12 protein-coding genes are annotated in these 13,842 nt (G+C 34.2%); 1 reads left to right on the forward strand and 11 read right to left on the reverse strand.

Annotated features, from left to right (window positions below; translation table 11 throughout):
* Nucleotides 1-28: 28 nt before the first annotated feature.
* Together mce and PKK00_12655 are read right to left on the reverse strand one after the other, a co-directional pair.
* Nucleotides 29-433: a methylmalonyl-CoA epimerase gene (gene mce, locus PKK00_12650; GenBank protein HNW99251.1), complete on the reverse strand. Its 405-nt coding sequence runs from the start codon at nucleotides 431-433 to the stop codon at nucleotides 29-31.
* A 150-nt stretch (nucleotides 434-583) separates the two neighbouring features.
* Entirely contained in the window at nucleotides 584-2,266 is a 1,683-nt protein-coding gene (locus PKK00_12655; GenBank protein ID HNW99252.1) for an Ig-like domain-containing protein, read from the reverse strand.
* 127 nt (nucleotides 2,267-2,393) lie between these two features.
* Here PKK00_12655 and PKK00_12660 point away from each other — a divergent pair, with 127 nt between their 5' ends.
* Entirely contained in the window at nucleotides 2,394-2,975 is a 582-nt protein-coding gene (locus PKK00_12660) for a superoxide dismutase (GenBank protein ID HNW99253.1), read from the forward strand.
* Between the two features lie 62 nt (nucleotides 2,976-3,037).
* Here PKK00_12660 and queG read toward each other — a convergent pair whose 3' ends face one another.
* The 9 genes from queG to PKK00_12705 form a co-directional block, all read right to left on the reverse strand.
* Complete coding sequence (queG, locus tag PKK00_12665) at nucleotides 3,038-3,949, reverse strand: tRNA epoxyqueuosine(34) reductase QueG (GenBank protein ID HNW99254.1); 912 nt, start codon at nucleotides 3,947-3,949, stop codon at nucleotides 3,038-3,040.
* A gap of 102 nt (nucleotides 3,950-4,051) precedes the next feature.
* Entirely contained in the window at nucleotides 4,052-5,074 is a 1,023-nt protein-coding gene (gene ruvB, locus PKK00_12670) for a Holliday junction branch migration DNA helicase RuvB (GenBank protein ID HNW99255.1), read from the reverse strand.
* Nucleotides 5,075-5,167: 93 nt separating this feature from the next.
* Nucleotides 5,168-8,020: a hypothetical protein gene (locus PKK00_12675; protein ID HNW99256.1), complete on the reverse strand. Its 2,853-nt coding sequence runs from the start codon at nucleotides 8,018-8,020 to the stop codon at nucleotides 5,168-5,170.
* Nucleotides 8,021-8,111: 91 nt separating this feature from the next.
* A complete protein-coding gene (locus tag PKK00_12680) occupies nucleotides 8,112-9,479 on the reverse strand; it encodes an alanine racemase (GenBank protein ID HNW99257.1) in 1,368 nt (455 codons plus the stop codon).
* Nucleotides 9,480-9,507: 28 nt separating this feature from the next.
* Nucleotides 9,508-10,554 (reverse strand): ATP-grasp domain-containing protein, encoded by a 1,047-nt coding sequence (locus tag PKK00_12685; protein HNW99258.1) that lies wholly within the window; start codon nucleotides 10,552-10,554, stop codon nucleotides 9,508-9,510.
* Entirely contained in the window at nucleotides 10,547-10,795 is a 249-nt protein-coding gene (locus PKK00_12690) for a PqqD family protein (protein HNW99259.1), read from the reverse strand. The genes PKK00_12685 and PKK00_12690 overlap by 8 nt, the downstream gene beginning before the upstream one ends.
* Before the next feature lie 16 nt (nucleotides 10,796-10,811).
* Nucleotides 10,812-11,864, reverse strand: a complete 1,053-nt coding sequence (locus PKK00_12695; protein HNW99260.1) for an adenylate/guanylate cyclase domain-containing protein — start codon at nucleotides 11,862-11,864, stop codon at nucleotides 10,812-10,814.
* Nucleotides 11,865-12,160: 296 nt separating this feature from the next.
* The gene (locus tag PKK00_12700) at nucleotides 12,161-12,556 is read right to left on the reverse strand and encodes a hypothetical protein (GenBank protein HNW99261.1); all 396 of its coding nucleotides are present in this window, start codon (nucleotides 12,554-12,556) and stop codon (nucleotides 12,161-12,163) included.
* A 122-nt stretch (nucleotides 12,557-12,678) separates the two neighbouring features.
* Nucleotides 12,679-13,497 (reverse strand): alpha/beta hydrolase, encoded by an 819-nt coding sequence (locus PKK00_12705; protein ID HNW99262.1) that lies wholly within the window; start codon nucleotides 13,495-13,497, stop codon nucleotides 12,679-12,681.
* Between the last annotated feature and the right edge of the window lie 345 nt (nucleotides 13,498-13,842).

A 13,842-nucleotide genomic window follows, 5' to 3' on the forward strand; every position in this document is an offset into this window, starting at 1 on the left:
AATATTTTTATAAAACGATATGCTTAAATTATTTCTTTTCGCAGAATTCGGTTAACACTCCGATTGTTGATTTTGGATGAAGGAAAGCGATTTCAAGTCCTTCGGCACCTTTGCGTGGAGCTTTATCGATAAGCTGGATATTTTTTGTTTCCATTTCTTTTAACGAAGACTCAATACCATTAACGGCAAATGCAAGGTGATGAATCCCTTCTCCTTTTTTTTCAATGAATTTTCCTATAGCTCCTTCGGGGTCGGTTGATTCAAGTAATTCAATTTTTGTTTGACCAACCATAAAGAAAGCAGTTTTTACTTTTTGGTCTTTTACTTCTTCAATAGCGTAGCACTTCAATCCCAGGATATTTTCATAATAGTTGATAGCTTCCTGTAAATTTTTTACTGCAATCCCAATATGTTCAATATGTGAAATGTTCATAAGTGATTAGTTGTTAATTTTTTCACAAATATAATGTGTTTTCTCCTTCTAAAAATGCTTTTTTTTATTTTTTAGAAAAAATAGACAAATCCTCTGTTAACATTCAATGAAATAAGGATTTTTGTTTGATAAATAAAGGTAAAAGGAAGATTAATTTTCCACATTCCATTCCAGTTCCATGTCCCAATTTGCTTTAACCTGGATGGAGTTTGGGTTATAATAAACTTTTTCGGGTTGAATTTTTTCAAGATAATTTCCTGTATCCCACTTACCGTTATTATTGGTATCGACAATAACCTTAATCTTATAATTTCCGGGTTTCAAAAAATTAAACTTAATAGTACCTTCACCAACAATAGACTTTTCATCCATAGCAACATCTTTTTCATTCACAACCTGGATAAGCAAATGATCATTAATATTTTTTGGATGAATTTGTAAAATGATGTTTCCGTAATCCCTGTTTTCGGTTGTTTTAAAATTGATTTTTAAAGTATCATTTGGAAGATCGAACATATCGCGGAATGTAGCCGGTGGAATAAAAAGTGAATAATTTGTTCCTTCTTTCCATTTATAATCAATTTTTATTTTTCGAAGTATTATGTCGGATGTACTTATATTAGAAGAATCAAAAAATATGACAGGTGTAATGGTATCTTTATTATTTTCTGTGAAGATGATTTTATTAAAATCATGTTTTACTATAGGATTTGAAAACTCAATAGTAATGGGTTTATAATAATCAAAAGAAGAATTCCCGGAAACATTAGGTTTTAAATGCAAAGGTAAAATACCTCCACCGCGTCCACTTGTTTTAGTCTTTTTTTTCATAAGACCGATTTCGGCTGTATCAAGAATTGTTTTATTGTCGATTACTTCAATAATGAGCGAATCGTCTTCTGGGTTATTCATCCAAAGAGTAAGTGTATCTTTAGTTTTATTGGATTCAACTTTATAACCTGAACCTTTTTTTATAATTTCATTCAATGAATAATTTTCAAGTGGTTTGCGGAAAATAAGGTTTATCTTACCATACATTATTGCCGATGCTTTTAATAAACGTTGAACGGATGGCGCTTCTTCAAACAGGTTCAGGTTGAAAACAGTATTTTTATATTGAGATATTGAGTCTTTTGTTGTATCAATCACTTCGGGTTTTATCAGTGTATCAAGGAATGCTATTTTTTCATTAGGCTGATCGAAAAGATAATCACTGTTCACATCTTTCAAAGCGAAAATCTTAAAGGAATTATCATGTACACTGCTGAAATAAAATGAACCGTCAGCTTCTGTTTTTGCTAAATAATAAGGTGTTTTTTTTAAGGGAACAGAATCTTCGTATTGAGTATAAAGCATTACAAAAACATCACTTTCGGGAATTTGAGTGAATGCATTTTTAACTACACCTTTTATCACAAGTGTATCAATGTTCTGTCCTGTAGAAAAAACAAAACGATAATTCGATAAAATATTTTTTTCGGTTATATCAGCAATAGCATTACCAAATCCAACGGAATATGTAGTATTACTTTTCAGGGAGTCATTAAATTCCACAACAACAGATTTCCCTCTTATTTTAATATCGGGCGTTTCTTCTGTAAATGGAGAAATAATAACATTTTTAGCAATATCGTTAAGCTGAACAAATTCGTTGAATGATATTTTTACAGTTTTTCCTTCAAAATTTTTAGTGTTCATCTTTGGATCACTATTAACAACCATTGGGGGTGTAACATCTCTTGGCCCTCCGGAAGGCGTAACAATATTTGCACATGATGCTGCGAAAAGCCATGCGATAATTAAGGAAAAAAAATATAAATGTTGTTTTTTCAATCTTTATAAATCTTATGCAAAGATGAAAATTTTTTTCGGGAAAAATAATCATAATTTTCTGTTAAATGTTTTTAAATAATTTAGTTATTTGTATTTTTGGATTAATCAAACTTAAAAATATAATATTATGGCATTCGAATTACCTAAACTACCTTACGCGCCAACAGCGCTCGAACCTTATGTTTCAGCAAGAACTATTGAGTTCCATTATGGGAAACATCATCAGGCTTATGTGAATAATTTGAACAACCTGGTAAAGGGAACTGAATTTGAAAATGCTTCGCTCGAAGACATTATTAAAAAAGCTAACGGCGGAATTTTCAATAATGCTGCTCAAATATGGAATCATACTTTTTATTGGGAAAGTTTTGCACCCAATACCGGCGGTGAAGCTGGCGGAGCATTAGCAGATGCAATCAACAAATCGTATGGTTCATTTGCTCAGTTCAAAGAAAAATTTTCTGCTGCTGCTGCAACATTGTTTGGTTCAGGTTGGGCATGGCTGGTGAAGAAACAAGATGGCTCGCTTGACATTGTTCAGGAAAGCAATGCAGGAAACCCTATGACCAAAGGACTTGTTCCACTTTTAACCTGCGATGTTTGGGAACATGCATATTATTTGGATTATCAGAATAAGCGCCCCGATTATATTACAGCTTTCTGGAACCTGGTGAACTGGAAAGAAGTGGAAAAAAGATTTGGAAAATAATTCTAAAGAACTTTGTGAATTCTGTGTTAAAATAAAACACAGAGTTTACAGAGAAAAAAGAGTTACTTTGAGGAATTGCCTTTTATATTTCGTTTTATTTTTTCAAAGCCTATTCTTTTTATTGCTGAATCATTAAAAAGAAAATTAAAATTTTCTTCATTAAGATTCTCCCAATCAGATTTTGTCATTTTCAAAAGTTCTGGGTTTGGCTTGAATTCATTGAGCTGAGCGAAAGGAATATTTTTATTCCATGGGCAAACATCCTGGCAAATATCACAACCGTAAATCCATCCGAATGTATTTTTAGTTGAAGCATCTTTTCGTTGTTCGATTGTAAAATTTGCAATACACTTTGAAGCGCTCAATTCAAAAGGTTTTTCGATGGCTGTAACCGGACAAGTATCAATGCATTTTGTACAGGTTCCGCAAAAATCTTTTTGTTTAACATCAGTCTCAAGCTCAATGCTGGTAAGTATTATACCTATTAAAACAAACGAACCGAAATTTTTATTTACAAGCAATGAATTTTTTCCTCTCCATCCCAGTCCGCATTCAATAGCCCATGTTTTCTCAAGAAGATGATTGCTGTCGACAAAAAATTGAAACAATGCATCCGGTTCAATAATTTTTATTTCATCAATCAGCTTACTAATTTTTTCTTTCAGCACCACATGATAATCGCGTGGAAAGGCATATTTGGTGATTTTATAAAATGAATCAGGATTTTGTTTTTCTTCAGGATAATAGTTTGCAATAACTCCTATTACTGATTTTACTTCGGGTAAAATTTTTCGTGGGTCGGTTTTTTGTTCTGTATTTTTTTCAAGATAGGAAATGGTTCCCTGCTTTTTTTCGTTCAGCCAATTGATCAAATGTTCATGCTCTTCTTTCAAAAAATCTGCTTTAGCAATACCACATGCACTGAAGCCGATTTCTAAAGCTTTTTCTTTAATATATTTTGAAGATATTTTCATAGAATTAAAATACCGACGTGGATTTTACGGATTGATACGGGTTAAAGCGGATGATAAATTCTTGCAAATCCTTATCATTGGTGTAATCCTATAATTTTTTGTTTAAAATAAATTTCCTTGTTTCGAAGTATTTATTTTTCCAAGATGTTTGTATGCTTTTTCAGTAGCTTCACGTCCGCGTGGTGTACGTTGTATATAACCTTCCTGCACCAGGAATGGTTCATATACTTCTTCAATGGTTCCGGAATCTTCGCCTACTGCTGTTGATATTGTTGAAATTCCTACAGGACCTCCTTTAAATTTATCAATAATGGTTGAAAGAATTTTATTGTCCATTTCATCCAGTCCGTTTTCGTCAACATTCAATGCTTTTAAGGCATAATGCGAAATATCAAGATCGATAATTCCGTTGCCTTTTATTTGTGCGAAATCTCTGACACGGCGAAGCAGGGCGTTTGCAATACGCGGGGTTCCACGACTACGGCGTGCTATTTCATGAGCAGCATCGGGGTTTATTTCAATTTTTAAAATAGATGAAGAACGATTAACGATTTTCATTATAAGTGCAGCATCGTAATATGAAAGACGCGAATTGATTCCGAATCGTGCACGCAGCGGAGATGTAAGTAATCCTGAACGCGTAGTTGCTCCTATGAGTGTAAACGGGTTTAATGAAATTTGTATGCTTCGTGCATTGGGACCGGTTTCAATCATGATGTCGATGCGGTAATCTTCCATTGCGGAATATAAATATTCTTCAACAACCGGGCTGAGCCTGTGAATCTCGTCAATGAACAATACATCGTTTGCTTCGAGGCTGGTAAGTAATCCTGCCAGATCGCCCGGTTTATCAAGTACTGGTCCTGATGAGATTTTTATTCCTACACCCATTTCGTTGGCAATGATATGTGCAAGCGTGGTTTTTCCCAATCCCGGGGGACCATGTAATAACACGTGATCAAGAGCTTCGCCACGTTGTTTTGCTGCCTGAACAAAAACTTTTAAATTTTCAACAACCTGTTGTTGTCCTACGAAATCAACAAAATCAGAAGGACGCAACATTTTTTCAATTTCACGTTCGGCAGGAGAAAGATTTTCTGGTTCAGGGTTTAGATTGGGATTCATTTGGAAAAAATCTACTATTGGCAAAGGTAAGAAAAATATGAAACGAAAATATGTAATTGAGAATAAACCTTATCAGTGATTTTGAAATAAAATTTATTTCGCTTTTTCTTTCGTATACTTATCGTACAATTCAAATAAAAATTCGATGCGTTTGGTTTCGCTGGTAAAAGCTTGCGAGCGGTAGCAAATATCAACAGCTTTATCCAAAGCGTGGTGAGCTTTAACCAGTACAGGCGGCATAGTTAGCGGATCGTATAAATCGGCGAGGCTGCTTTCGGGAAATTGTTTTCTTGTATCTAAAACTTTTTGCGCAGCTTCTTCCACATTTTTTATTTGCTTATCTGTTGGATTTTCAGGCCAGGGGAAATTATTGTAGACTATTTTATTAGAATAGATAAAATCGCTTTTCATTCTTCCGCATACAAAACTCATCCATGCCATATGCATCTTACTTTCTAAAATACCAAAAAGATAAAAACCGGCATTCGGAATGAATGATGCAGTATTGTTAATTATAAATTTGGGGTTAACATAAGCAAATGGAATGTAAACCCTTTTTTCTGATGATACTTTCGGGAACATTAAATATTCAGTAGATGGTTGTCTGTCTTCTGAAAATAATGTAGGAAAACTTGCCCAATGTCGTGTCCTTAATTTTGTACTGGCAAGTCGAAAGCTTTTAACTTTTTCGATTCGTTCTTGAATAAAAGGAATATGTCTTATTTCATTTAAGGGTGCATCTTTTAACCAAAGACAATACCTAACATTTCCATTTATAAAATCTCCTCCACCAATAAATGGTCTGATAAATTCTGAAATTTGAGGATATTTTTCCTTTATTTGATTTACTTCATCAAGTGTCAACATCAAGTGTCCATTATCTGTCGATTCACTTCCTTTTATAATTTCAGGAACATTGCATAATGGTTTTGTTCTTGTAGTAACAAATATATCATTTCCTTCAACTAAGTAAGGACTTATATTTTTTACCTTCACTTCGTGGGGTTCGCCTTTAATGTCTTCGTATTCGTAAATATATTTTTCGTTGGTATCGTAATTTGCAAAACCAATAATTACAACATGTACAGCGGCTTTACCTCGGGCTTCGTTAGTCCATTTGAAAGTGCGGTGTGCAAAATGGATTTTTATTTTATAGCGTGAAAATAATTCGTTCCATAATATTCCAACCTGCTCGCCCTGCGAAATGCTGTTGGTGCTTACAAATGCTACTTTAGTATTTGTGTTTTGAATAAACTGTGCGGCTTTGTAATACCATGCCGTAACATAATCAAGCACACCGGTTCCTTTTACTCCTTCGAAAACTTTTTCCATGTCGGCTTTTTGTTTGGTATTCTGTAATTGTTTACCAACAAAAGGAGGATTACCTAAAATATAATCGAAATTTAATCCGCGTGTCGGGATTTTATCTTTGCTTTCCACATCAACAATTTCAATATTTTTTGTAAAAACATTTACTTTATCATAATGTGTTTCCGGCTCCGAAACCTTGTAAATAGTAGTGTTTTCGGTATGAACATTAAGTGTATAAAAATTATCGATTTTTCGCCAGTCGAGTTGCAATGCGTTTCCGTTAATAATGGCAGCACTTTTTCGTAAAGGCAATCGCATAAAATATTCCCCGAATTCTTCGCTTACTTTCATGTTCATCTGGTGGTCCATAAGCCACATAGCCACTTGTGCAATCTGCGAAGGAAACTCTTCCAGTTCAATGCCGAAAAATTTATCGATATCGAGTTTAACAAGATTTTCTATATCTATAACCTGTTGGCCTTTTTGAAGTGTTTTGATAATTTCAATTTCAAGCAAACGTAATTCGCGATAAGCAATAATTAAAAAATTACCGCAACCACACGCAGGGTCGAGGAAACGAAGCGATGAAATTTTTTCGTGAAATTTTATTAGTTTATTTCTGTTGTCTTTTACCGATTCAAATTCTTTGTATAATGAATCAAGGAAAAGCGGTTTTATAACTTTCAGAATATTTTTTTCGGATGTGTAGTGAGCGCCAAGGTTGCGGCGTTCCACAGGATTCATCACACTCTGAAATAACGAACCAAAAACTGCAGGTGAAATTTTTCCCCAATCAAGATTGCAACATTCCAATAATATTTTACGCATGTTGCTGTCGAATGAAGCTGGCGGAAGATTTTCTTCAAACAACTTTCCGTTCACATAAGGAAATTGTGATAACAGTTCTTCCAGGTTTTTTAATCGTTTTTCTTTAGGTGTATTCAGCACATAAAATAATTGTGAAATATGTGCTGCTAAATCGCTGCCGTCTTTGCTGGTTCGGGTTGCGATATACTCTCTGAGAATATCTTTTTCAAAAATCCCTGTGTCGTCGGCAAACAGGCAAAACAGCAAACGCACCAAATATAATTCAAGCGGATGACCTTCGTAACCTACTTCTTTTATTTTGTCGTGAAGTTTTCCCATCAGTTCTGCTGCATGAACATTTACGGGGTCTTCTTCTTTATATGTTTGTTTAGTGTAACCGGCAATGAATCCAAAAAGTTTTACATTTTTATAAAACTCTTTTATTTCAAATTCTTGTTCTGTATTTTCTTCAAGGTCGTATAACCGGAAGTTTCCAAAATCAGAGACCAGAACATATTTCGGGAGTTCGTTTTCTTTTAATCCCGGAAAATAATCGAGGGCTTGTTTGTATGCTTTGTCGAGATCTTTTCCTTTCGATTTGTGTTCAACCAGTATATTTCCTTTCCAAAGCAAATCAATGTAGCCGGTACTTTCATCAAGGCGTTTAACGGGCTTTTCAAAGCTTGCCACCCTGCGTCGCGAAATTCCGAAAACTTCGAAGAAGCCGTCCCAGAATGATTTTGCTTCGGCATCTTCACTGGTTTCTTTCTCCCATTCTTTGGAAAATTTTATAGCGCGCTCTTTTATTTCGTTCCAGCTAAGTGGCATAGATTATATTTTGTAAAATATAGATGTTCAACAAATTTAAATTTTATTAAGAAACGAAGTAAAAAATATTTTTAAAAAAAATAAATTATGATCAGAGTTCAAATTTTTTTAAATGTTCAGGAACTTTTTCAAGTGAAACAATGTTGTTGGTTGTTTCGCAATCCCTTATTATATGAGGATTTCCGTTAATATCAATCATCACAACTTTTGGACGGAATGTTATGAACTGCATCCATTGTGTAACATTATAAGCGCCTACACCATGAACCACCAGATGCTCACCTTTATTTAACAGAGGCAGGTTTATATTTTCGCGTATGGAATCGATGTTCATACATAAAGGCCCGTAAAGAGTAGTGTTTTCGGTGTAGTTCGTGAATTCCTGTGCGGGAGTTATTTTGTGTTCATACCAGAATGATGTGAAAAGAAGGTTAACGCCAATGTCAATAATGGTGGCTCGTTTCCCGTCGGAAAGATTTTTATTTGCAATGACTGTTCCCAGTAAATATCCTGCTTCATCAATCAATGCACGTCCGGTTTCGAGTATTAACAAAGGAAGATTCAATGGGTCGAGTTCTGATTTTGCCAATGTATTTACTATAGCTTCAGCATAATCATCAAATGTGGGACTTATGTCGGAGCCTGGCAGATATGAGCTTTTCAGCGTATTCTTTGAAGCAAAGCCACCTCCAAGGTCGAGGTATTGAATACTAAAATGGTATTGTTTTTTTATTCGAGTAGCAAGCTCAGCCAGTTTTTTTGCAGCAACGGCATAAGCATTCGGACTAAGCATGAATGTTCCTATATGGCAATGCAATCCTTCCAGTTCAAGATTTCCCGACGAAATAATTATATTTACTGCATCCCATGCCTGTCCATTTTCATAATTAAAACCAAAGCGATCCCATATAGGATAAACACCGGTATCCATATTTACACGAATGGCTACTTTTGGTTTTTTATTTAGTTCTTTGGCTATTGCATTAACAGCATACAATTCATCAAAATGGTCGATATGAATTAGCGAATTATTTTCAATTGCTTTTTTTATATCAACGTCAGATTTATCAGGACCGTTGAAAATTATTTTATTTCCGGGAACATTATTATCGAGCGCTTTCTGGTATTCAAATCCCGAAACTACTTCGGCCCACGAGCCTTCCTGGTGAAAGACATTACAAACAGCATCCAGGTAATTTGTTTTGTACGACCATGCAAATTGTACTTTTGGATAACGCGAAGTGAAAGCCTGTTTTGCTTTTTTAAAAGTATCGCGAATATTTTTTTCTGAAAAAATAAATAATGGTGAACCGTATTGTTTAATAAGTTCCTTCACTGCAAAACCGTCGATGTGTATTGTAGGTGCATATTCACTGCGCATCCCGAATTTATTGGGCATCGTTGTTTCCAGTTTTTTAATAACGGGTCTTTCGTATCGTAGCTTTTCAGAATTTTCCATGAACTATTTAAAAATTATCATTAATAATTTAACATTCGCCTTGTGTAGAAATTTTTTCAAATTCTTTAATGTCAACGATCATATCCCACGAATAACGAATAAACATTTTTCCTGCTTTGAAATCAGTAAACGGTTTTACTTCGTCATTGATAGCCAGTTTAACAAGCGCTTCGGGAATATTTTGTCCTGCGCCTACAGCCAGATAAACCCATGCCGGAATACGCGGATTAATTTCGAGCATGTGAAATTCGTTGTCTTTTGTTTTCATCAGTTCCAGCTCTAATGCGCCGCGCCATTTAGTTTTACGGATGATATCATGAGTCATTTTTAAAAGTTCCTGTTCATTAACAGCAATTCCTGCCCATGCTTTTCCTTTATCGGTAATGTATTGTTTTCGCATGGGAACAGCCCCAATTGTGTTGCCTTTTCCGTCGCCCAGGGCAATTACATTATATTCCGAACCATTGATATATTGCTGAATTATCACGGGTAGTCCCCATTTTGCGCTGATGTTATTAAAGAATGAAATGACCTGTTGTGGTTCATAAGCAATAAAAGCATCGTAATACCTGCCTTTAACAACAACAGGAAAATCGAATGAAGAAGAAAGATTTTTAATTTCTTTTATTGAATAAATAATTTTTGATGAAGGAACTTTTAAATCGTATTTCATTCCAAATGCTTCAAGATTTATTTTACTTCTTTCTTCAAACTGCCCTGCTGTAGGAAGAAAAGTTTGTATGCCCATTTCTTTAAGTACAGCTTCCAGTTTTATAAATGAAAATAATTCCGCATCAAAATTTGGTATAAGTACATTAATATTTTCTTTTTCGTTTATATATTTTAATCGTTCGGTGATACTTTCTGTACCTGCCGATGGATAAGGAATACGATATGTTTTATCGATAAGGTTATGCATATATATTCCCGGTTCCAGGAGTTCATAAGCCAGACCGATAATGCGTGCATCAAAATATTCCGATTCTTTTAAAGCGCGAATAACAGGTATTCCGGGTCCGGGATTATCAGTAGCATTAAGGCCTGTAACTGCTATCGTGATTTTTTTTCTACCCATCATTTTCAGTTAAATGATGCAGCTTCATCATGTTCATGAAATCGTTGTAATCGTGTTCAAAAGTATATTCATCAATTTGATATTTTTCTGTTATCGCTGTTTTTATTTGATTGAAATTTTTTTCCAGGTTTTGAAGTTTTAAAATTTCAACGCCAATTCTGTTAACAGAAAAAGATTCGCCGGTACTCGGGTTAAAAACAAAACCCGAATCGCTTAGAGCAATATTTTTTTTAAGTTTCATTTACGCTTTTAAAAAATTATGAAACGGATTTGAAAACGGTAATGGGTTCTTTTCTCCCTTTTACAGTGATGGTTGAATAAAAGGTGAAAAATTCCGGTTTTTTAAGTCGTGAAAAAGTAGATTCAGAAATATAAATTGCATTCGTATCGGACATTTCTTCAATGCGCTTGGCAATATTAACGGAATCGCCTAAAACAGTAATATCTTTTCTTTCGGGAGTGCCAATTTCAGCTTGAATAACATTACCGCTGTTTATTCCTATGTGCAATAAAATATTTTCTTTTTTCTTTTTTACACGATCAACATTTAACGATTTATTTTTTTTCCATATTTCTCTTGCTGCCATTACAGCATCATTTGCATCAAAAAAAGTTGCCATTACCGCATCGCCAGTAAATTTGTCAATATCGCCCTGGTGTTTTTTTATTATTTCGCCGCACATTTCGAATACATCATTTAGCAAATTTACAATATCATGCATGCTTTTTGTCTCAGCAAAAGCAGTAAAATCGGCTATATCAACATACAATATTGTAAGGTCACAAAATTTTGTAGTGTTATTTTTCCCTGATTTAGCCTGGTGTTTAACCTGGTCATAGGTATTATTGGAAACGAATTTTTTGATCAGCGAACTGAATTTATCCTGTAATATGCGAAGATCTTCTTCTTTCGAAATGTCGCGGAAAACTTCTATTGCACCTACAATATTTCCATTTGTATCTTTAATCGGGCCTATACGTGTACTTACCGGAAGTCTTTTTTTATCTTTGGTCAGAGGATAAATTTTTGCTTCGGTTTTCTTGTCGTATAAGATACATTCCATTAATGGACAATGGCTGTTACAAAGCAGGTTGCCGTTTTCATCAATATGGTTGAGAATATTATCGAAACATTTTTTATTTAATACTTCATCTTTGCTATAACCGGTAATACGTTCAGCGCCTTCGTTCCAAAAAAGAATTTCGCGGTCCCGGTCAACTATGTATACTGCATCGTAAATAGAGTTCAGCAGTAAATTGACTTCAGGATCGTGAATAATTTTATTTAAAAATTCATTTACTTCAGCCATGGCAAATTACTTTAAGCGATATTTAATGATAAAATTATTTAAAAAAATGAAAATAACAACAAATACTTTTTGAATTGAAATACAGATAGTATATCATGATCAATTGTCATCTTGAGCTTGTCCTGTCATATTGAGTTTATCGAAATATGGCTTCATAACTAAACCTAACCAGTCAGTATTTTATAGTTCAAAGCACAACCGGTTGTTATTAATATAAGTCATATCAGGTAAAGAAATAAAAAACCCACAGGAAAAAAATAAAACCTGTGGGGTAAAAAAATCCAGATTTGTTTAATCTAGAAAATATCGCCAAATACACTTTCGTATTCAGTTTTATCTTTGCCGAAAGATGCAACGCCTTTTTCTGTTATCTGATAGGTACATTTCTCGCCATGTATTTTTGAGAAAACAATAGTTGATTCCTTGCCATCGTCTTCCTGCATAATAATTTTTGCGAGGTTTTCGCCAAATTCTTCAGCATCGAGGTTTTCATAACATATAGGGCAAATAAAATTTGTTACTTCACCTTCGTTGAAATGGTCATATGATGGGTGCATTTTTATACTATAGTTTCCTAATTCAGGGTTTAGCAGTAATAAAGCTGATTTACCTTTTGTGGTTTTGGTCAGAAATATAATGCTGTTGTATACTCTTAAGTGACCGCGGCAATGAGGGCATAAAAAATTTGTCATAGCATTCAATTTTTAATATTCGTAATGTTTCATCAAATGTATAAAAAAAAAAAATACGAAGAATGATTTTTTATAAAATTCTTTCAATTCTTTAGCCTGGTATTGTAAAAGTTGATATGAAATTAAAAATACGCCCCCTGAACAAAACATTTCACAGCATATAATGTTTTATCGTAGGCTTCTAAATATCCCATATGTGCTATGTCGTGCAGGAGCAAAGCCGTTGTATCTTTTGATATTGTTATCATTTCAATAACCTTTTGGAAAGGTACTCTGGAGTCGAGTTTCCCGGCAATGAATAAAACAGGACATGGGATTTCTGCCAATACATTACATTTATCAGTACGTTCCATCATGCCGAGTTGTGAAGCGATGATGGCTTCTTTTGTCATTAACTTGGCTTTTTCTACCAATATATAAATTTCTTTTTGCAATGGTTCGCGATTAGCCGGGGCAAACAAATCAGGGATAAAGTTCATGATAAAACCGGAATGATTTTTTTCGATGAATTCAATAGTTTTTAACCGGTTAGCTTTGCCTTCAGGTGTATCAGGAAAAGCGGATGAATGGAATAAACCAAGCCCTTTCATCATTAAAGGGTATTTTTCGGCAAATGCAAGTGCAACATATCCACCCATGGAATGGCCTATCATTACACATTCTTCAACCTCTTCGATATCAAGTACAGATTTTACAATATCGGCCATGAGTTCCATGCTGTGTGCTTTTGCAACACATTCGCTTTTCCCATGACCAGGCAGATCGATACATATAACTTTATATCCGACACTCAGCTCGGCTGAGAAATCGTCCCAAATATCAAGCGATTCGGTAAATCCATGAAGCAATACAACAGTGTTCTGTTTATGCTTTCCCTCTACCTTATAGTGAATTCGCTTGTTGTTAAAGGTTATTCGTTTTTCGTTGAATGTAATTTCCATTGAAGAATGTTTAATTTTAAATGATAAATGAAGTTACTTCTTTATGCGAGATTGTGCAGTTTTTATTATTGCTGTGATGATACGAATAATTTCTTCAATATCGGAAAGATAAGAAGTATAATTATTTTTCACCAACTGACTTCGTTCAAGTAATCACAACCAATACCTCGTTTCGCTTTATAATGTTCCATTATGCCAATCTCAAATTATTAATGATTCAGTAGAATAACTTTTAGATACTAAATAATTTTCCAATTATATTTTTTCACTGAACATTAAACATTAATAATTTATCACTAGCGTTGCGTTGTTTTTTTTAAAAAGGTCATTGACATCTTGATAATT

This window comes from Bacteroidales bacterium (assembly GCA_035353855.1).
GTDB lineage: Bacteria > Bacteroidota > Bacteroidia > Bacteroidales > CG2-30-32-10 > DAOQAK01.